Genomic DNA, 18,411 nt, shown 5'->3' with positions numbered 1-18,411 from the left:
GACCCATGCCGCAGCGCCAACAGGGCCCTCGATGCAACAAAGCGTGCCAAAGCCCCTCGCGGGTCTCACCCGTCCGCATTCGGTCACCGGACTGATCCTGACCGGTGGTGGCGCGCGCGCGGCCTACCAGGTGGGCGTGCTGGCCGCCATCGCGCAGTTGCGGCGCGACGCGGGCGTGACGGCCAACCCCTTTCCCATCATCAGCGGCACCTCGGCCGGCGCCATCAACGCGTCCACGCTGGCCTGCCATGCCGATGACTTCGACGGCGCGGTCGACGGCCTGCTGCACCTGTGGCAGGGCCTGCACGTCGAGCACATCTACCGCGCCGACGCTTTCGAGGCCGTCAAGAGCGGCGCCCGCTGGCTGAGCATGCTGAGCCTGGGCTGGGCCATCGCGCGCTGGACGCGCAGCCGCCCGCGCAGCCTGCTGGACAACAAGCCGCTGCGCGAGCTGCTGGGCCGCTACCTGGACATGGAGCGCGTCGAAGCCATGCTGGCTGGCGGCCACTTGCGCGCGCTGGCGCTGACCGGCTCCAGCTACACCTCGGGCCAGCACGTCACCTTTTTCCAGACCCACCACCATGTCGTGCCCTGGCTGCGCGAGCAGCGCATGGCCGTGCAGGCGCGGCTGACGCTGGCGCACCTGATGGCCTCGTCGGCCATCCCCTTCATCTTCCCGGCCGAGCCGCTGGACTTCGAGGGCGAGCCCGAGTGGTTCGGCGACGGCAGCATGCGCCAGAGCGCGCCGATCTCGCCGGCCGTGCACCTGGGCGCCGAGCGCATCCTGGTCATCGGCGCGGGCCGCATGAAGGAGCCCGAGGGCCGGCGCCACCAGGCGAGCGGCGAGCATCCCAGCATGGCGCAGATCGCCGGGCATGCGCTGTCCAACATCTTCCTGGACGCGCTGGCGGTGGACGTGGAGCGCCTGCGCCGCATCAACCGCACGCTGGCCTTGCTGCCGCGCGAGACCCGCGCCGCGACGGCACTGCGGCCCATCGAGCTGCTGGTCATCGCCCCCAGCCGGCGGCTGGACGACCTGGCCGGCGAGCACCAGGCCAGCCTGCCGAAGTCCGTGCGCGCGATGCTGCGGGCCTTCGGCGTCAGCGGCAAGGGCAAGACGACCAGCGGCTCGGCGCTCATCAGCTACCTGCTGTTCGAGCCCAGCTTCGTCGGCGAGCTGATCAACCTGGGCATGAGCGACACGCTGGCCAAGCGCGCCGACGTGCAGCGCTTCTTCGGCTGGCCCACGCGTGCGCCGCAGATCGACCCGGCCTCGCTGCGCCGCAGCCGCTCGGCCGGCTTCGCCGCTGCGCTGGCCGACTCAGCCGACGCTGCCGCCCGCTGACGGCAGGGGCGCACCGCCCACGCGCAACCCTGCTGCGGACAGCTTGCGCGCCGCGGCATGCTTGACGCCCGGCACCCGCTGCATGAGGTCCGCCCAGTCCTTGAACGGCCGCGCTGCCAGCAGGCGCTGCGCCAGCGCGGGGCCCAGGCCGGGCAGCGATTCGAGTTCGGCACGTGTCGCCGTGTTGATTTCGACCTCGGCCTGCGCCCATGCCGGCAGCGCCGCCCACAGCAGCAGGCCGCGACGTTTCACGCTTCGCCGGCCTGGGCCCGCACCATGGCCGCATAGGCGCCTTCGCGCGCCAGCAGCTCGGCATGCGTGCCGGTCTCGATGAGCTTGCCGGCGCCCATCACGTGGATGGCGTCGGCGTCGCGGATGGTGGACAGGCGGTGCGCGATGACGATCAGCGTCTTGCGGCCCGACCAGGCGGCCAGCGCCTGCTGCACGGCGCGCTCGCTCTCGGTGTCCAGCGCCGACGTGGCTTCGTCGAAGATCCAGATCGGCGCGTCCTTGTACAGCGCCCGCGCGATGGCCAGGCGCTGGCGCTGGCCGCCGGACAGCTTGCTGCCGTTGGCGCCCACGGCCGTTTCCACGCCCTCGGGCAGCGTCTGCACGAAATCCCACAGGTGGGCGGCACGCAGCGCGGCTTCGAGCCTGGCCTCGTCGCGCGGCTGGGCGTAGGCGATGTTGTTGGCCACCGAGTCGTCGAACAGCACGATGTCCTGCGACACGACGGCGAACTGGCGGCGCAGCGACAGTCGCGTCAGTGTCTCGATGTCCTCGCCGTCCAGCAGGATGCGGCCGCCGTCGGGCCGGCCGAAACCCAGCAGCAGGTGGATGATGGAACTCTTGCCAGCGCCCGAGGCGCCCACGAGGGCCGTTGTCTTGCCAGCGCCGAAGGTCAGACTCAGGCCGTCCAGCGCCGGCTGGGTGGCGCCGGGGTAGGTCAGGCGCACGTCCTGCATCACGATGTCGCCGTGCGCGGCGCCCGACAGTTCGCGCGTGCCGGTGTCGACCTCCTTGGGCGCGTCCATCAGCTCGAAGCAGCCCTTGGCGATGACGCTGGCGCGCGTCAGCGGCGAGGCCAAGTCGGACAGGTGGCGCAGCTTGGAGAGCAGCAACAGCAAGGCGGCCACGTACTTGGCGAAGTCCTGCACGCCGGTGCCTTCCGTGCGTGCCTGCCACAAAGCCATGCAGATGATCAGAGACAAGCCCACGCTGGCGACCAGTTGCGACACGGGCTGGGCCAGCGCGCCCGCTGCGGCGGCCTTGAGGTTGTAGCGCCGCACCTCCAGCGCCGCGGCCGTGAAGCGCTGGCGCTCGAAGTCCGCCGCGCCGAACTGGCGCACCGCGCGCCAAGCGCGGGTGATGTCGTCCACCTTGTTCACCAGCACCAGCTGCGAGTCGTAGGAGCGCGTGGACATCTGCCGCATGCGCTGGTTGAGCTTCTTCATCACCAGCGCCATCACCGGCGTGATGACCAGCGCCATCAGCGTGAGCTGCCAGTTCAGGTAGAACAGCAAGACCACGAAACCCATGGCGGCCAGGCCGTCGCGCAGCAGCGCGATGCCCACGTCACCGGTCAGCTGCAGGATCTGCTGCGGGTCGTTGACGACCTTGGTGACCGCCGTGCCCGGCTGCATGCGGGTGTAGACCTGGGCGTCCAGCCGCAGCAGCGAGTTGACCAGTGCGGTGCGGAAGTCCAGCACGCTGCGCGTCTGTGTCCAGTGGAAAAGGTATTGCCCGGCAAAGCTCGATGCACCGCGCACGATGTACAGCCCGATGAGGACCACCGGCACCATCCACAACGGGTATGCATCCTGCGTGAAGCCCTTGTCGTCGAAGGCATAGCTGATCAACTGGGGCAGCAGCCATTCCGTACCGGCCAGACACAGGTAGGCCACGATGGTCAGCAGCGCGCCCCACCGATACGGGTAGACGTATTGGCCCAGGCGTCGGGCGATGGAGGCATTGGCGGCGGACATGGGGCCGGATTGTCGCGGCGTTTGCTGGCGCCGCCGCCTGCCGAGGCGAGTGGTCAGGCTCATAGAATCCGCCCGCTTTCCGCCCCCCCTGCCTGATGCCGTCGCGTCCCTCATCGCCCGCCGCCCCCGACTCAAGACCCCGCACCGTGGTGCTGCTGCAGTGGGTCGGCATGGGCGACCTGGTCTGGCATGTGCCGTACTTCCGTCGTGTGGCTGCCGCCAGCCACGGCGGGCAGGTGGCGCTGATCGCGTCGCCGACGGTGTTCGCGCCGCAGCTGGTGGGCCATGAACCCTGGGTGCGGGAGATCATCGACTTCGACCGCCACCCGCGCCGCCACGAGGGCCGGCGCGGCCGCCATCGCGGCGTGCTGGGCCTGTTCCGCATGGGCCTGGAGCTGCGCGAGAAGCAGTTCGACCGCATCGTGCTGTTCACCAACTACACCAACCGGTCGCTGGTTGCGCTGACGGCGCGCATCGCCGAGCGCCTGGGCTATGGCACGACCTGGCTGCAGCGCCGGCTGCTGTCGCATGGGCCGTGGATCGAGCGCTACACCGGCCCGGCCGTGGGCACCTACGAGGACGCGACGCGCTTCGCCATGGCGCACGGCTGGTGCGACGCGCCCATCGTGCCCAGCCTGGTCGTGCGCCCCGAGGCGCTGGCGCGCGTGAAGGCGCGCGTGCAAGGCCTGCCGCAGCCCATGCATGCGCTGTGCATCGGCTCGTCGGAGCCCTACAAGCAGTGGGGCACCGACAACTTCGCCGCGCTGGCCACCGAGCTGGCGCGCGCGGGCCATGGCGTGCTGCTGGTCGCCGGCCCCGCGGAGCACGAGATGGCGCAGGCCATCCTGCAGCGCGTCGAGCCAACACTGCGCGCGCGCGTCCTCGACGCCACCGACGGCTCGGTGGCGGACACCGTGGCCGCGATGTCGCTGGTGCGCACCTGCCTGGGTAACGACACTGGTGGCGTGCAGATCGCCGCGGCCGTGGGCACGCCGACCTGGGTCATGCTGGGCCCGCGCCCGCTGCTGGCGCACGACCCCGAGACGCTGCACAACCTGACGGCCGCGAGCCTGGCCGACATCAAGCCGGGTGATGTCGCCCGCATCGCGCTGACGGCATGACCCAGGCAGACACCCGCCCACGCACGGCCGTGCAGCTGCAGCTCAACGGCATGGGCGACCTGGTCTGGCATGCGCAGTACTTCCGCTGCGTGGCCGAGCAGAGCCAGGGCGGCCAGGTCTCCGTCATCGCGGCGCCGACGACCATGGCGCGCGAGCTGATCGGCCATGAGCCCTGGGTGCGTGAGGTCATCGACTTCGACCGCCGCCCGCGCAAGAGCGAGCGCCGCCGCGGCCGGCACAGCGGCCTGGACGGGTTGTGGCGCTTCGGCGCGGAGCTGGCGCCCAAGCGCTTCGACCGCATGGTGCTGTTCTCCGACCATCCCGGTCGCGCCATCATGGTCTGCTGGCGGGCCGGCATCCGCACCATCCTCGGCTTCGGCGAGACCTGGCTGCAACGGCTGCTGTTGACCAAGTCTCCGTGGATCAGTCGCTATCGGGGCCCGGCCGTGGCCGGCTACAAGGACGCAACGGCTTTCTCCATCGCCCAGGGCTTCTGCAGCGCGCCCATCGTGCCGCGCATCAGCGTGCGGCCCGATGCACTGGCGCGCATGCGCGAACGCCTGGCCGGGCTGCCGCGCCCGCTGCATGCGCTGGCCATCGGCGCGTCGGAACCGTACAAGCAATGGGGCGAGGACAATTTCGTCGACCTGGCCAACCGGCTGGCCGCGCGCGGCCATGGCGTGCTGCTGGTGGGCGGGCCGGCGGAAGCAGCGCTGGCCGAGGCCATTCAGGCACGCGTCGAGCCGGCGTTGCGCCATCGGGTCACGACGATGACCGACAGCAGCGTCGCCGAGAGCGTGGCGGCCTTGTCGCTGGTGCAGGCCTGCATCGGCAACGACACCGGTGCCGTCCAGTTCGCCGCGGCGGTGGGCACGCATGCCTTCGTCGTGCTGGGGCCCCGGCCGCCGTTGGAGCACGACCCCGAGCATGTGCACATGCTGCAAGCCGCGCAGCTGGCCGACATCAGCGCCGCGGATGTCGAGGCCCGCGTGCTGGCATCACTGCACTGAACGTGCTGGATGGGCAAGTCGCCAGTGTCAGCAGCGGCACGCGTGGAGTGGTTGGCGTTTGTAGCGCTGCCGCCGGGACGTTTCGGTCAAGTGCCGATGCCAAACGGTACCGGATGTCCGAGGGCCTGCAGGCGGGCGAGGACCGCATCGCGCTCAATGACGCCTTCATGCTTGCCGAGCAACGAGCGCTTGAGGAAGGGAAAGCCGTTGTCGAGCAGTTCCATCGGACGAACAAGCGTGGCGTCGCTCACGTCGCGCACGTTGCCGAACCACAGCGCCCCGACCGACATCGACCGCGCGGCAACGCGAGCGAAGCGGGTTTCCTGCAGGTCGACGATGTGCCGGAACTGGTTGAACGCAATGCCGGGTGGCAGCACCGGCGCGAGCCGCACCAGCGTCGATGGCCGCAGGTTGCGCAGCAGGAAGGCATAGGACTGGATGTGAGCCTCGCGCAGGTTGGACGCAGTGAAGCCGGTCAGCGCCCATGGGGCGGTGTCGAACACCTCGCGAAGGTCGGCGAACGGGCCGTAGACCGAGTCGTTCATGACCAGCACGTCCGCACCCGGTGAACAGTCAGCCAGATGCGACAGCACGAGCCGATAGGCCGAGAAGTCGTAGCCTGGAGGGTCTTTCCACAACAGCGCGTCGCAACATCCACCCAGCGCCTGGAGCACGGCGGCACCGCGTGGGCAGGCGCACACGACCAGCAGCGGCAGCACCGATGCCTTCAGGCGGTCCAGCGTGAAGCGCTGGCTGGGTGACAGATGGCCGTGGGGCGCGTAGACGAAGTAGGCCACCCAGCGCGGCTGGCGTGACGCGGGCTTCAGCACGGCCGACGCCGGCGCGGGCCTTGCGTACCGCAGCACCCGGTTGATCGTGCGCAAGCGGCCCGTCAAGCGCACGGGCGACGGCTGAAAGGGCCAGTTGCGAACCAGGCCAGCAATGGCGGGGGACGACGCGGGCTCGTTCGGTGGCGGCATGGCGGTCAAGCTAGCCCCGGACGGCGGCGTGAGGGACTGCAATGGCTCGGCGGTGGCCTGCATTTCACGCTGGCCTGACGCCTCGGCGCAGGCTGTAGCGCAGCACGATCGACAGCGTGTCGATGCGCATGCGCAGCGGCCCGCACAGTCGGCGCGAGATGAGTTCCCGCGTGACGGCCTTGCGGCCCAGCAGCAGCGAGTTCTTCAGCAGCACGCGGCCCTCCGTGGAGCGAACCACCTCGTCCGGCGCGGCGCGCAGGAAGTCCACGAGGGCGGCTTCTTCATAGGCCTCGTTGAAGTTGCCGAAGCGATGGAAGCCCAGGGGCTGGTGTTCGTAGCCGTCGGTCTCTGCCGAGAACTCACGTGCCACTGCCAGGGGCGCGAAGCGCATGCCCAGCGCCTCCAACTGCGGGCGGTTCCATAGGCAGATGAAGGAATCCTCGGGGTGGCATTCGGGCTTGGGCAGCGTGTCCACGGCCTGGTGCAGTCGCACCGACCGCAGCGAGAAGCCGCCATTGCCGACCGCATAGTCCCGGTGCGGCCATGGGGCGCCGATGTAGTCCCAGTCGAGGAAGTCGTCGCGCCACTTCTCGGGATGCATGACGAAGCCGTCCCACTGCACGACCAGGAAATGCGGCGCGCGGATGTGCCGGTGGAAGTCGCCCAACATGAACTTCGAGTATTCCTCGGCGGAGCGAATGGACTCGCAGCGCACGACTGTCACGCCGTCCACGACCCAGTCCTGATCGGTGAACAGCAGGATCTCGTCGAAGCGCAGCTGCGCGGTGCTGCGGTGGATGGCGTTCAAGGCCAACCCGAGATGGCGGGTCTCCAGGCAGACGAGGGCGACGCGGCCACGCAGGTCTGCGATGAGGGGCTTAGACATCGAGCAGGGCGCCGACGGCATCGGCCAGGCTGGTGAACTCGGGGGCCTCGCCCTTGGCGGTGGCGGGGTCTGCATTGGTGGCCAGCAGCACCGAGCGGCCGACGCCGGCCGCGCAGCCGGCTTCGACGTCCGAGGCCTTGTCGCCGAACATCAGCGAGCCGGCGAGGTCGATGCCCAGGGCCTGCGCGCTGCGCAGGATCATGCCGGGCGCCGGCTTGCGGCAGTCGCAGTCGCATGCATAGCGGGCCACCAGCGCATCCGGCAGGTGGGGACAGTGCTCGATGGCGGCCAGCGTCACGCCCTGCTCGGCCAGGTCCTGGCGCAGCGCGTCGTGCAGCGCGTGCACCGCCGGCTCGTCGTAGTAGCCGCGCGCGACACCCGACTGGTTGGTCACGATGACGAGGGCATACCCGGCGGCCTGCAGGCGCCGCAGCGCATCGACCGCGCCGGGGACGTACTCGAAGTCCTCCCAACGGGAGACATAGCCGTGGTCGATGTTGATGACGCCGTCGCGGTCGAGGAAGGCGGCAGGGCGGGTCATCGGCCCTGGGCGCGGATGCGGTTGACGAGGGCGGTCGTCGAATAGCCGTCGACGAAGGGGATGGCGAGCGCGTCGCCGCCCCAGGACCGCACCAGGCGCGTTTCTTCCAGCGCCTCCATGTCGTAGTCGCCGCCCTTCACGTACAGCTGCGGCTTCACGCGCTGGAGCAGCTCGCAGGGCGTGGGCTCGTCGAAGAACAGCACGGCGTCGACCGCCGCCAGGCCGGCCAGCACGAGCGCGCGGTCGACGTCGCGGTTCAGCGGCCGGTCCGGCCCCTTGCCGAGGCCGCGCGCGGAGGCGTCGGAGTTGACGGCGACGACGAGGCTCGCGCCTTGCTCGCGCGCCGCGTGCAGGTAGCCGACGTGGCCGCGGTGCAGCACGTCGAACACGCCGTTGGTGAACACCATGGGGCGCCCGAGCGGGGCCAGCCGCGCGGCAAGGGCCGCGTCGTCCAGCGCCGCGGCGTCGATGAGTTTGTCCTCCAGCGTGCTCATGCGGCCAGCTCGTCGTAGTTCACCGTCGCCGTGCCGAACTTGCCGACGACGATGCCGCCGGCCTTGTTGGCCAGGCGCATGGCGTCGGGCAGCGGCACGCCGGCGCCGATGAGCACGGCCAGCGTGGCGATAACGGTGTCGCCCGCGCCGGTCACGTCGAAGACCTCGCGCGCCCGTGCGGGTTCGTGCGTGACGCCGCTGTCGTCGAACAGCGTCATGCCGTCCTCGGAGCGCGTCAGCAGCACCGCGCCGACGTCAATGTCGGCGCGCAGCGCGTCGACCTTGGCACGCAGCTCTGCTTCGCCCTTCCACGCGCCGGCCACCTGGGCCAGCTCGCCGCGGTTGGGCGTGATGACGCTGGCGCCGGCATAGCGCCGGTAGTCGCTGCCCTTGGGGTCGACCAGCACGGGCTTGCCCGCGGCGCGGGCCATGTCGATCATGCGCGGGATGTGCGTGAGGCCGCCCTTGCCGTAGTCGGAGAACAGCACGACATCGTGCTGGGGCAGCTGCTCGGCGAAGGCCTCCAGCATTTCGCCCAGCGCCTCGTGGTCGGGCTCATTCTCGAAGTCCACGCGCAGCAGCTGCTGGGCGCGGCCGATGATGCGCAGCTTGACGATGGTGTAGAGCTGCTTGTCCTCGCGCAGCACGGTCTGGATGTCGCGTTCGTGCAGCAGCTCGCGCAGGCGCCGGGCCGGCTCGTCCTGGCCCACGACGGTCAGCAGCGTGGCCCGCGCGCCGAGGGTGCGGATGTTGAGTGCCACGTTGGCCGCGCCACCAAGGCGCTCTTCCTCGCGCTCGATGCGCACGACCGGCACCGGCGCCTCGGGCGAAATGCGCTCGACGGCGCCGTGCCAGTAGCGGTCCAGCATCACGTCGCCGACGACGAGCACGCGCCGTGCAGCGAGCAGTTCGCGGGCGGGGAGTGCGCTCATTGGCCGAGGCCCATTTCCGCCTCGATCAGCCCGCACAGCGTGTGGCCGATCAGCAGGTGCGCCTCCTGGATGCGCGCGGTGATGGCGTGCGGCACGACGATGCTGTCGTCGCACAGCGCGCCCAGCTTGCCGCCGTCGCGGCCCAGCAGGCCCAGCGTGTAGATGCCCATGGCCTTGGCGGTCTCGACGGCCTTCAGCACGTTGCCGGAATTGCCCGACGTGGAGATGGCGACCAGGCCGTCACCGGCACGGCCCAGGCCTTGCACCTGGCGCGTGAAGACGTCCTCGAAGCTGTAGTCGTTGGCGATGCAGGTCAGCGCCGAGCTGTCGGTGGTCAGCGCCAGGCCGGCCAGCGGGCGGCGGTCCTTGATGAAGCGGCCGGTCAGCTCGGAAGCCAGGTGCTGGCAGTCGGCCGCGGAGCCGCCGTTGCCGCAGAACATCAGCTTGCCGCCGGCGGTCAGCACGGCGGCCAGGCGCTTGCCCGCGGCCGACACCTGCGGGTCGAGGGCGTCCAGGACCTGCATGAGCTGCAGGTGTTCGTCGAGGTTGCGCAGGAACAGGGAATTCATGGAGATGACCGGGGCTTTCACCCCTCTGCAGACTGACGTTTCAAGTATCGGCGATGGGATGGTCGGGCCCCGGGACGGGCCGACGTGTCACGGCGCACGGTCGATCAGCTGCGCGAGGGCGCTGATCTTCAGGAAGCGACCGCGCAGCCAGTGGCGCTCCACCACGGCACGCTCGGCGGCGCGCAGCTTCAGCACCGCGGGCAGCACGCGCGGGCAGCTTGTCAGCGCCAGGCGCACGTAGAAGGGGCGCTGGCGCCAGCCCACGGCCGCGAGCCAGGCGAGCGGGCCGTCCTCGGCGCGCAGCAGCACGACGCGCGCGGCCTGGGGGGCTCGGTCCAGCAGCTCGCTGGCGGCGGCCTGCAGCAGCGCAAAGCGCTCCAGATCCTCGGGCAATGCCTGCATCACGCGCAGATGCCGTCCCTCGTCGCGCAGCCGCTGCAGCAGCGTCGCGGCGCCTTCGGCCAGCGCGCGGTCGAAGGCGTCGGCCAGCGCGACGGCGAAGCGACCGCCTGGCACCGAGGCCATCAGGCAGGGTTCGATGACGGGCAGCTCGGGCCGTGTCGTGTCGCGGTCGATGTAGAAGCCGACATGGTCGGCACCGCGGCGGCGGCGCGTCTCGTGCAGCCAGCCGAGGTCGCGGCTCAGCAGCGTGGACGTGTCCATCCACACGCCGCCATGCCGCGCCAGCAACTGCACTCGCAGCCAGTCGGCCTGACGGTGGGCGGGCAGGGCGTCGAAGTCGGCGCGAAGTTCGGGCAGCCATTCGACGATGTTGTTGCGGCCCAGCACGCGCAACTCGTGGTCGGGCGCGAAGCGGCGCCAGTTGGCCAGGCAGGCCGCGATGAAGGCGGGCGGCGGCGTGGCCTGCCAATAGGTCCAGATGACCTTGGGAATCTCGTCGTGGCAGAGCGGCCCGTCCTCGCCCACCACGACGACGCGCGTCTGCGCCGGCACCTTGGCGCGCAGCACCGTGGCCAGTTCACGCAGCAGCAGGCCCGCGACGATGACCAGCAGGCCGAGCAGGCAGAGCTGGGCGACGCTCATTCGCGCCAGTGGTCGGCGATCCAGCGCGCCGGCCGCGCATGCCGCCAGTTGCCGTTGCTGCGGCCGGCCAACGCGTCGGGCGGGTTCATGACGCCGTGGAAGATGAGGATGCGCGCACCCTCGGGAATGAAGGGGTCGCGCCAGTAGCTCGTCGGCCAGGCCGGGATGCAGTGGTACTTGTAGCTGGCGCACCAGGCGTCATCCCAGTACTTGAGCTTGCCCTGGCGGTGCAGCACGGCGGACAGGAAGGCCTGCTCGTTGCGGAACTCGGCCTTGGCCTTGGCCTGGTCGGCGACGAACTCGGTGAGCACGTCCTGATGGGCCCCCAGCTCCCAGCGGTAGACGGAGGAGTTGCCGGTGATGCGCCACGGCCGCTTCCAGTCGTGGATGACGAGGAACTCGCCCGGCACCTCGAAGAAGGGCGTGATGCCGTCGACGATGACGACGTCGAGGTCGAGGAAGAGCGCGGTGCCGCTGAGGCCGTACTCGTTGACGAGCACCGGGCTGAAGGTGGTCAGCTTCTTCCAGCCCCGCTCGGGTTCGCCGTTAGGGAGCGTGAGCTCGGGAATGGGAAAGCACCGCACCTCGGCGCGAATGCCCTCGGTGCGGTCGGTCAGGCAGACGAAGCTGAAGTCGCCCTTCAGATGCCGACGCACCATCGCATAGAGGCGGTTGACGTACTCGGGGCCGTATTTGCTGCCCCACTTCATGCAGATGATGTGGCGCATCGGCTTACAGCTCTTCCACGTGGCGTGGGGGGTAGGTGTCCCAGTTCAGACAACCGGGGCACTGCCAGAAGTAGTGCGCGGCTTCGAAGCCGCAGGCGGCGCAGCGGTAGCGCAGCAGCGGCTTGGTGGCCTTCTCCAGCGCTTGCACCATGGGCGCGGCTTCGTTGGCGGGCAGCGCGGCGGCGTTGAGCTTGAGCAGTTCGGTCGCCGCGGACAGCGCCGGTTGCTCGCGCAGGTGTGCCGCAAGACGCTCGCGCTGCGGAGCGGGCTGCAGCGTGGCGAGCGCGCGCAGCAAATGCATGCTGGGTGCGCGCTGGTATTGCTCGGCCAGCATCGCGATGGCGCGCTCGGGCTGGCCCAGGCTTTGGGCTGCTGCCGCACAGTCGGCGGCGACCAGGTTGAATGCCGGCGGGTTGGCGGCCAGCAGTTTGGTGAAGGCCGTGAACGCAGCCTCGGCCTGGCCGGCCTTCAGCAGCAACTGGCCCTGCAGCACGTAGGCACGCGCGGCTTCGGGTTCGCGGCGCTGGGCCTGGCCGATCAGCTCCTGTGCGAGATCCGCATGGCCTTGCGACTGCGCGACCAGCGCCTGCTCGCAAAGGTAGTGCGCGATGCGGCCGGAGAACGAACCGCTGCCAGCGGCCTCCAGCTCGGCGGCGACTTCCGCGGCCTTGCTCCAGTCGCGCGAGCGCTCGTACAGCGACAGCAGGGCCAGCCGCGCCTCACGCTCGAAGGCGGTGCCGCGCAACTCGGCGTAGGCGGCCTCGGCGCGGTCGAACAGGCCGGCCTTGAAGAAGTCCTGCGCCAGTTCGTGCTGCGCGCGGTCGCGGTCGGCCTGCGCCAAGTCGCCGCGGCGCAGCAGGTGCTCGTGCACGCGCACGGCGCGCTCGGTCTCGCCGCGGCGGCGGAACAGGCTGCCCAGTGCGAAATGCAGCTCGGACGTGTCGGGGTCGTTCTGGACGGCTTCGATGAAGGCGTCGATGGCCTTGTCCTGCTGCTCGTTCAGCAGCAGGTTCAGGCCTTTGAAATAGGCCTTGGGCGATTCACGCTGTTCGAGCTTCCACTGCTTGGAATCGAGTTTGGAGGCCAGCCAGCCGAGGACGAAGACGACGGGCAGGACGAAGAGCAGCCAGCGCGGATCAAACTCCATCTTGGTGGGCGGCGTAGGGAACGGCGGGCGCGTCAGGCGCGGGGATGGGCGTGCCGGGCAGCGGCTCGGCGCGCTGGGCGGCGCGGCGGTGGCGCCACCAGGCCGGCACCATGGCGAGCACGCCAAAGGCGGCGCCCAGGCCGAAGGCCAGCAGCACGATGATGACCTGCGGCGCGCGCCATTCGTGGCCGAAGAACCAGCGCACGACCGCGTCGTGGCTGTTGTTCAAGGCGAAGGCGAACAGCGTGAAGAAGAGCAGGGCCCGCAGGAGCCAGACGAGGGTGCGCATGCGCGGGATTTTGGCTCAGGCGGCGTTCTGTTTTCCGGGCCGAGCGCTGGGCCGCTCCCGAGCCGGCCCGCCATGGCGATGTGCTTGTCGGTCAATCCGGCAAGCATCGCCGTCCCCCCGGGGGACCGGCCAAGGTACTCCTTGGACGAGGGGCATCATTCCACGGGGAGATGCTTGTCCACGGCTTCGCGCAGCGCCTTGCCGGGCTTGAAATGAGGGGCCAGCTTCTCCGGGATCATGACCTGCTCGCCGCTGCGCGGGTTGCGGCCCACGCGGGGCGGGCGCCGGCTGATGGAGAAGCTGCCGAAGCCGCGGATCTCGATGCGGTGGCCGCGGGCGAGTGCGTCGCTCATCGCGTCGAGGATGGTCTTGACCGCGAACTCGGTGTCGCGCTGGGTCAGTTGGCCAAATCGTTCGGCGAGCACGGCGACGAGGTCGGAGCGGGTCATGGCAAAGCGGCTTTGTCAGTCGTCAAATTGAAACAGGCCCGCTGGCGAGGCCGGCGAGCCTGTGGGGAGCATACCCGGCCTCCGTGGAGACCGGGCAGTCAACCGAGGGCTTAGTTGCCCTGGTTGTCCAGCTTGGCGCGCAGCAGGGCGCCCAGGCTGGTGGTGCCAGCGTTCTCACGCTCGCTCGACTGGCTCAGGCGCTGCATGGCTTCCTGGTTGTCGGCGTTGTCCTTGGCCTTGATGGACAGCTGGATGTTGCGGGTCTTGCGGTCGATGTTGACGACCACGGCGGTGACTTCGTCGCCTTCCTTCAGCACGTTGCGGGCGTCTTCCACGCGGTCGCGGGAGATTTCCGAAGCGCGCAGGTAGGCCATCACGCCGTCAGCCAGCTCGATCTCGGCGCCGCGCGGGTCGACGGTCTTGACCTTGCCGGTCACCGAGGCGCCACGGTCATTGATCGTGGTGTAGGCGGTGAACGGGTCGCTGTCCAGTTGCTTGATGCCCAGCGAGATGCGCTCGCGCTCGACGTCCACGGCCAGAACCACGGCTTCGACTTCCTGGCCCTTCTTGAAGTTGCGAACGGCGGTCTCGCCGGTCTCGTCCCAAGAAAGGTCGGACAGGTGCACCAGGCCGTCGATGCCTTGCGCCAGGCCCACGAACACGCCGAAGTCGGTGATCGACTTGACCGGGCCCTTGACCTTGTCGCCGCGCTTGACGTTCTCGGCGAACTCTTCCCACGGGTTGGCCTTGCACTGCTTCATGCCCAGGCTGATGCGGCGCTTGTCTTCGTCGATCTCCAGGACCATGACTTCGACTTCGTCGCCCAGCGAGACCAGCTTGCTGGGGGCGATGTTCTTGTTGGTCCAGTCCATTTCGGAGACGTGCACCAGGCCTTCGATGCCCGGCTCGATCTCGACGAACGCGCCGTAGTCGGCGATGTTCGTGACCTTGCCGAACAGGCGGGTGCCGGTCGGGTAGCGGCGGGCCACGCCGAACCACGGGTCGTCGCCCAGTTGCTTGATGCCCAGCGAGACGCGGTTCTTCTCGGCGTCGAACTTCAGGACCTTGGCGGTCAGTTCCTGGCCGACCGTCACCACTTCGCTCGGGTGACGGACACGGCGCCAGGCCATGTCGGTGATGTGCAGCAGGCCGTCGATGCCGCCGAGGTCCACGAACGCACCGTATTCGGTGATGTTCTTGACCACGCCGTTGACGATGGCGCCTTCGGACAGCGTCTCGAGCAGCTTGGCGCGCTCTTCACCCATGGAGGCTTCGACCACGGCACGACGCGACAGCACCACGTTGTTGCGCTTGCGGTCGAGCTTGATGACCTTGAATTCCATGGTCTTGCCCTCGTAGGGGCTCATGTCCTTCACCGGGCGGGTGTCCAGCAGCGACCCGGGCAGGAAGGCGCGGATGCCGTTGACCAGGACGGTCAGGCCGCCCTTGACCTTGCCGGAGACGGTGCCGGTCACGAAGTCGCCGGACTCCAGGGCCGTTTCCAGGCTCAGCCACGAGGCCAGGCGCTTGGCCTTGTCGCGCGACAGGATGGTGTCGCCGTAGCCGTTTTCGATGGCGTCGATGGCGACGGAGACGAAGTCGCCGACCTGGACTTCCAGTTCGCCCTGGTCGTTCTTGAACTCCTCGATGGGCACGTAGGCTTCGGACTTGAGGCCTGCGTTGACGACGACGAAGTTGTGTTCGACACGAACGACTTCGGCCGAGATCACTTCGCCAGCGCGCATGTCGGAGCGCTGCAGCGACTCCTCGAACATGGCGGCAAAGGATTCCATGCCGGAGGCTTGGGCGGTTTGGGTTTGGGACATGTGTTGGACCTTGATGCGTCGAGGAGCCCCGACGCGGCGTGCAGACGAGCTGCGGGTTAAGTTGTTGACATCGCAGCCCTCAGTGAACAGACGTTCGGAGGGAAGGGCCGCGGGCCGTGGCTTCTCAAGCCTGGACTCTTTTGGGCGCCCCGTGAGTAACAAGGCGCGTCAGAAGGGCCGGCGCTGCTGCCACCAGCTCAATACCTGATCCACCGAGGCTTCGATGGTCAGCGCCGAGTTGTCGAGCAGCTGCGCGTCCTGCGCGGGGGCCAGAGGTGAGGCCGAGCGGTTCTTGTCCCGTTCGTCCCGCGCCTCCAAATCTTCGCGCAAGCCTTTGATATTAGCCGAAATCCCTTTGGAAATCAATTGCTTATACCGCCGCTCGGCGCGCGTGGCGGCGCTGGCGGTCAGGAAAACCTTGAGGTCGGCGTCAGGGAAGATGGCCGTGCCCATGTCGCGTCCGTCAGCGACAAGGCCAGGCAGGCGCCGGAAGCCGAGCTGCAGCTGGTGCAGTGCCTGCCGCACGGCCGGGTGGACCGCCACCTGCGAGGCCAGCAGGCCGGTCGCCTCCGCGCGCAGCCGGGCGCTCACATCCTCGTCGCCGAGGAAGACATGGCCGTCGCTGAAGCGCAGCGCCAATGTGGGCACGATCGCGGCGACGGCTTCGCCGTCGTCCAGGTCCAGGCCGGCGCGGCGCGCGGCCAGCCCGGTGACACGGTAGAGCGCGCCGGAATCCAGCACGCCGAAACCCAGCGCCTTGCCGACCTCGTCGGCCAGCGTGCCCTTGCCGGAGGCGGTCGGGCCGTCGATGGTGATGACCGGCACGTCGGCGGCATTGACGCTGACGACGCCGAACAGCGTCTCGAAATAGTCCGGGAAGGTCTTGGCGACGCAGTGCGGCTCCAGGATGCGCACCGGCACAGGTTTGTCGGTGACCAGGCCGTTGAAAGCCGCCAACGAGAAACACATCGCCACGCGGTGGTCGTCATACGTGTGAATGGCGGCCGCCTTCCAGTCGTGCAGCGGATGCACCCGGATCCAGTCGGGGCCTTCCTCGACTGCGGCGCCCAGCTTGCGCAGTTCGGTCGCCATGGCGGCGATGCGGTCGGTCTCCTTGACGCGCCAGCTGGCGATGTTGCTCAGTGTGGTCGGCCCGTCGGCATAGAGCGCCATGACGGCCAGGGTCATCGCCGCGTCGGGGATGTGGTTGCAGTCAAGGCTGAGGCCCTTGAGCGGCCAGGCGGCGCGACGCACCTCCAGCCAGTTCGGCCCGGCCTGGACATTCGCGCCCATGGCGGCCGCAGCCTCGATGAAGCGCACGTCGCCCTGCAGCGACTCGTTGCCGACGCCCTCGATGCGCACGGGTGCGTCGGTCGCCGCGATGGCGCCCAGCGCGACGAAATAGGACGCCGACGACGCATCGCCTTCGACGAAGACCTCGCCGGGCGAGCGGTAGCGGCTGCCGGCCGGGATGGTGAAGGCCTCCCAGCCGTCGCGCTGCACATCGATGCCGAAACGCGCCAGCAGCGCCAGCGTGATCTCGATGTAAGGCTTGGAGATGAGCTCGCCGATGACCTCGATACGGATGTCGCGCTCGGCCACGAGCGGCAGCGCCAGCAGCAGGGCGGTCAGGAACTGGCTGGACACGTCGCCGCGGACGCGCACCGGCGCGTCGAGTGCCAGCGTCGACGGTCCACGCAGGCGCAGGGGCGGATAGCCGGGGTTGCCGAGGTCGTCGATGGCGCAGCCCAGGCCGCGCAGCGCATCGACCAGGTCGCCGATCGGGCGCTCGTGCATGCGTGCGACGCCGGAGACCTCGAAGTCGCCGCCTTGCGTTGCCGCCAGCAGCGCGAGTGCTGCGGTCAGCGGACGCATGGCCGTGCCCGCATTGCCCAGGAAGAGCTTGGCCTGCTTGGCGAGCAGCTTCCCGCCCAGGCCCACGATGCTGACCGTGTCGCCATCCTGCGCCACGCCGCAGCCCAAGGCGCGCAGCGCATCGAGCATGACAGCCGTGTCGTCGGAGGCGAGCAGGTCGCGCACGACGGTGCGCCCTTCGCTCAGCGCGGCCAGCAGCAGCACGCGGTTGGAAATGCTCTTGGAGCCGGGCAGGCGCACGGTGCCTGCAGCGCCGCGCAGCGGCGGCAGGTCGAGGAAGGGAATCTTGAACATCACTTAGCCGTAGGGCGGCCGGGAGGGACAGCAGGGGTGGACAAGCTCCAGGCCGCACGGCCTTCGGAGATGGGGCGCAGTGCGGCCTCGAGGGCGGCGGCGTCGCCGGACTCGATCAACGCCTCCAGCGCGTCGAGCGCCGCCCGGAATCGCTTGGACTGGGCCAGCACATCGCGCTTGTTGGTCAGCAGGATGTCGCGCCAGACGGCCGGCTCGCCGGCGGCGATGCGCGTGAAATCGCGGAAGCCCGGACCGGCGAGGCTGAGGTAGTCCCGCGCGGCCGGCTGTTCGGCAATCGCCTGGAAAAACGCGAAGGCCAGCAGATGCGGCAGGTGGCTGACTGCGGCGAACGCGGCGTCGTGGTTGTGCGGCCGCATCTTCAGCACCGTGGCGCCGAGCGCGGACCAGACGTCGGTGGCGCGCTGCACGAGCTGCGGGTTCGTGAAAGGCTGCGGCGTCAGGATGACCTGGCGGCCTTCGTAGAGCGTCGCCTCGGCATGCTGGACGCCGCCCGACTCCTTGCCGGCGATCGGGTGGCAGGGCACGAAGCTGGCAGCCCGCTCGCCCAGCGCGCGGCGCGCGGCTTCGATGACGTCGCACTTGGTCGAGCCGACGTCCATGAAGAGCACGCCCGGGTTGACCAGGTGGCGGATCGCCTTGAGCGTGCTTTCGGTGGCGGACACCGGCACGGCGATCAGCACGATGTCTGAGCCCGAGACCGCGAGCAGGGCCGATTCGGCGGCGACGTCGATGACACCCAGCTTCTTGGCCTGCTCGGTCGTCGACGGCGACTTGCTGTAGCCGATGACGCGACGCACGAGGCCGGCGCGCTTCATCGCCAGCGCGAAACTGCCACCCATCAGGCCGCACCCGATCACGCCGAGTTGGTTGAACAT

The 18,411-nt window shown here is 69.4% G+C and carries 19 protein-coding genes; 3 read left to right on the top strand and 16 right to left on the bottom strand.

From position 1 onward, the window contains the following. Positions 1-31 precede the first annotated feature (31 nt). Positions 32-1,345 (top strand): patatin-like phospholipase family protein, encoded by a 1,314-nt coding sequence (locus ASD35_RS25845; protein WP_082580469.1) that lies wholly within the window; start codon positions 32-34, stop codon positions 1,343-1,345. Here ASD35_RS25845 and ASD35_RS25840 read toward each other — a convergent pair. Together ASD35_RS25840 and ASD35_RS25835 are read right to left on the bottom strand one after the other, a co-directional pair. Beyond that, positions 1,322-1,597, bottom strand: coding sequence for a helix-hairpin-helix domain-containing protein (locus ASD35_RS25840; protein ID WP_056877837.1), 276 nt, complete (start codon positions 1,595-1,597; stop codon positions 1,322-1,324). The two genes, ASD35_RS25845 and ASD35_RS25840, sit on opposite strands and share 24 nt — an antisense overlap. Then, the gene (locus ASD35_RS25835; protein ID WP_056877836.1) at positions 1,594-3,330 is read right to left on the bottom strand and encodes an ABC transporter transmembrane domain-containing protein; all 1,737 of its coding nucleotides are present in this window, start codon (positions 3,328-3,330) and stop codon (positions 1,594-1,596) included. The genes ASD35_RS25840 and ASD35_RS25835 overlap by 4 nt, the downstream gene beginning before the upstream one ends. 146 nt (positions 3,331-3,476) lie before the next feature. Here ASD35_RS25835 and ASD35_RS25830 point away from each other — a divergent pair, with 146 nt between their 5' ends. Further along, entirely contained in the window at positions 3,477-4,451 is a 975-nt protein-coding gene (locus ASD35_RS25830; protein ID WP_056877835.1) for a glycosyltransferase family 9 protein, read from the top strand. Beyond that, positions 4,448-5,461: a glycosyltransferase family 9 protein gene (locus tag ASD35_RS25825; RefSeq protein ID WP_056877834.1), complete on the top strand. Its 1,014-nt coding sequence runs from the start codon at positions 4,448-4,450 to the stop codon at positions 5,459-5,461. Before ASD35_RS25830 ends, ASD35_RS25825 begins: the two co-directional genes overlap by 4 nt. An 86-nt stretch (positions 5,462-5,547) precedes the next feature. Here ASD35_RS25825 and ASD35_RS25820 read toward each other — a convergent pair whose 3' ends face one another. The 14 genes from ASD35_RS25820 to ASD35_RS25755 all read right to left on the bottom strand — a co-directional run bounded on the left by ASD35_RS25820 (position 5,548) and on the right by ASD35_RS25755 (position 18,411). Continuing rightward, complete coding sequence (locus tag ASD35_RS25820) at positions 5,548-6,345, bottom strand: hypothetical protein (protein WP_157275778.1); 798 nt, start codon at positions 6,343-6,345, stop codon at positions 5,548-5,550. A gap of 160 nt (positions 6,346-6,505) precedes the next feature. Further along, positions 6,506-7,327: a DUF5672 family protein gene (locus ASD35_RS25815; RefSeq protein ID WP_157275777.1), complete on the bottom strand. Its 822-nt coding sequence runs from the start codon at positions 7,325-7,327 to the stop codon at positions 6,506-6,508. Continuing rightward, the gene (gene gmhB / locus ASD35_RS25810; RefSeq protein WP_056877831.1) at positions 7,320-7,868 is read right to left on the bottom strand and encodes a D-glycero-beta-D-manno-heptose 1,7-bisphosphate 7-phosphatase; all 549 of its coding nucleotides are present in this window, start codon (positions 7,866-7,868) and stop codon (positions 7,320-7,322) included. The genes ASD35_RS25815 and gmhB overlap by 8 nt, the downstream gene beginning before the upstream one ends. Then, positions 7,865-8,362 (bottom strand): adenylyltransferase/cytidyltransferase family protein, encoded by a 498-nt coding sequence (locus ASD35_RS25805; protein WP_056877830.1) that lies wholly within the window; start codon positions 8,360-8,362, stop codon positions 7,865-7,867. Before ASD35_RS25805 ends, gmhB begins: the two co-directional genes overlap by 4 nt. Beyond that, on the bottom strand, positions 8,359-9,294 hold the full coding sequence (gene rfaE1 / locus ASD35_RS25800) for a D-glycero-beta-D-manno-heptose-7-phosphate kinase (protein ID WP_056877829.1): 936 nt from the start codon (positions 9,292-9,294) through the stop codon (positions 8,359-8,361). Before rfaE1 ends, ASD35_RS25805 begins: the two co-directional genes overlap by 4 nt. Then, positions 9,291-9,863 carry an SIS domain-containing protein gene (locus tag ASD35_RS25795; protein WP_056877828.1) on the bottom strand — a complete coding sequence of 191 codons (573 nt, stop codon included), beginning with the start codon at positions 9,861-9,863 and terminating at the stop codon, positions 9,291-9,293. Before ASD35_RS25795 ends, rfaE1 begins: the two co-directional genes overlap by 4 nt. Positions 9,864-9,950: 87 nt before the next feature. After that, positions 9,951-10,907, bottom strand: a complete 957-nt coding sequence (locus ASD35_RS25790) for a glycosyltransferase family 32 protein (protein WP_056877827.1) — start codon at positions 10,905-10,907, stop codon at positions 9,951-9,953. Further along, positions 10,904-11,635, bottom strand: a complete 732-nt coding sequence (locus ASD35_RS25785; protein ID WP_056877826.1) for a hypothetical protein — start codon at positions 11,633-11,635, stop codon at positions 10,904-10,906. Before ASD35_RS25785 ends, ASD35_RS25790 begins: the two co-directional genes overlap by 4 nt. 4 nt (positions 11,636-11,639) lie before the next feature. Further along, positions 11,640-12,782 (bottom strand): lipopolysaccharide assembly protein LapB, encoded by a 1,143-nt coding sequence (gene lapB / locus ASD35_RS25780; protein ID WP_056877825.1) that lies wholly within the window; start codon positions 12,780-12,782, stop codon positions 11,640-11,642. Then, entirely contained in the window at positions 12,772-13,071 is a 300-nt protein-coding gene (locus tag ASD35_RS25775) for a lipopolysaccharide assembly LapA domain-containing protein (protein ID WP_056877824.1), read from the bottom strand. The genes lapB and ASD35_RS25775 overlap by 11 nt, the downstream gene beginning before the upstream one ends. A gap of 155 nt (positions 13,072-13,226) precedes the next feature. Continuing rightward, positions 13,227-13,520: an integration host factor subunit beta gene (locus ASD35_RS25770; RefSeq protein WP_056877823.1), complete on the bottom strand. Its 294-nt coding sequence runs from the start codon at positions 13,518-13,520 to the stop codon at positions 13,227-13,229. Between the two features lie 110 nt (positions 13,521-13,630). Beyond that, positions 13,631-15,346: a 30S ribosomal protein S1 gene (rpsA, locus tag ASD35_RS25765; protein WP_082567935.1), complete on the bottom strand. Its 1,716-nt coding sequence runs from the start codon at positions 15,344-15,346 to the stop codon at positions 13,631-13,633. Positions 15,347-15,514: 168 nt separating this feature from the next. Beyond that, positions 15,515-17,515, bottom strand: coding sequence for a bifunctional 3-phosphoshikimate 1-carboxyvinyltransferase/cytidylate kinase (locus tag ASD35_RS25760; protein WP_056877821.1), 2,001 nt, complete (start codon positions 17,513-17,515; stop codon positions 15,515-15,517). Next, positions 17,515-18,411, bottom strand: a complete 897-nt coding sequence (locus tag ASD35_RS25755) for a prephenate dehydrogenase/arogenate dehydrogenase family protein (RefSeq protein WP_056877820.1) — start codon at positions 18,409-18,411, stop codon at positions 17,515-17,517. Before ASD35_RS25755 ends, ASD35_RS25760 begins: the two co-directional genes overlap by 1 nt.

Origin of the sequence: Pelomonas sp. Root1444, assembly GCF_001426885.1 — a bacterium.
Taxonomy (GTDB): Bacteria; Pseudomonadota; Gammaproteobacteria; order Burkholderiales; family Burkholderiaceae_C; genus Pelomonas.
This window is presented reverse-complemented; position numbering and strand designations above follow the sequence as displayed.

Excerpts from the sequence above, each read along its gene's own strand:
- ASD35_RS25845 (WP_082580469.1), top strand. The coding sequence starts at position 32 with ATGCAACAAAGCGTGCCAAAGCCCCTCGCGGGTCTCACCCGTCCGCAT.
- ASD35_RS25835 (WP_056877836.1), bottom strand. The coding sequence starts at position 3,330 with ATGTCCGCCGCCAATGCCTCCATCGCCCGACGCCTGGGCCAATACGTC.
- ASD35_RS25825 (WP_056877834.1), top strand. The coding sequence starts at position 4,448 with ATGACCCAGGCAGACACCCGCCCACGCACGGCCGTGCAGCTGCAGCTC.
- ASD35_RS25815 (WP_157275777.1), bottom strand. The coding sequence starts at position 7,327 with ATGTCTAAGCCCCTCATCGCAGACCTGCGTGGCCGCGTCGCCCTCGTC.
- gmhB (WP_056877831.1), bottom strand. The coding sequence starts at position 7,868 with ATGACCCGCCCTGCCGCCTTCCTCGACCGCGACGGCGTCATCAACATC.
- ASD35_RS25805 (WP_056877830.1), bottom strand. The coding sequence starts at position 8,362 with ATGAGCACGCTGGAGGACAAACTCATCGACGCCGCGGCGCTGGACGAC.
- rfaE1 (WP_056877829.1), bottom strand. The coding sequence starts at position 9,294 with ATGAGCGCACTCCCCGCCCGCGAACTGCTCGCTGCACGGCGCGTGCTC.
- ASD35_RS25795 (WP_056877828.1), bottom strand. The coding sequence starts at position 9,863 with ATGAATTCCCTGTTCCTGCGCAACCTCGACGAACACCTGCAGCTCATG.
- ASD35_RS25790 (WP_056877827.1), bottom strand. The coding sequence starts at position 10,907 with ATGAGCGTCGCCCAGCTCTGCCTGCTCGGCCTGCTGGTCATCGTCGCG.
- ASD35_RS25785 (WP_056877826.1), bottom strand. The coding sequence starts at position 11,635 with ATGCGCCACATCATCTGCATGAAGTGGGGCAGCAAATACGGCCCCGAG.
- lapB (WP_056877825.1), bottom strand. The coding sequence starts at position 12,782 with ATGGAGTTTGATCCGCGCTGGCTGCTCTTCGTCCTGCCCGTCGTCTTC.
- ASD35_RS25775 (WP_056877824.1), bottom strand. The coding sequence starts at position 13,071 with ATGCGCACCCTCGTCTGGCTCCTGCGGGCCCTGCTCTTCTTCACGCTG.
- ASD35_RS25770 (WP_056877823.1), bottom strand. The coding sequence starts at position 13,520 with ATGACCCGCTCCGACCTCGTCGCCGTGCTCGCCGAACGATTTGGCCAA.
- rpsA (WP_082567935.1), bottom strand. The coding sequence starts at position 15,346 with ATGTCCCAAACCCAAACCGCCCAAGCCTCCGGCATGGAATCCTTTGCC.
- ASD35_RS25760 (WP_056877821.1), bottom strand. The coding sequence starts at position 17,515 with ATGTTCAAGATTCCCTTCCTCGACCTGCCGCCGCTGCGCGGCGCTGCA.
- ASD35_RS25755 (WP_056877820.1), bottom strand. The coding sequence starts at position 18,411 with ATGTTCAACCAACTCGGCGTGATCGGGTGCGGCCTGATGGGTGGCAGT.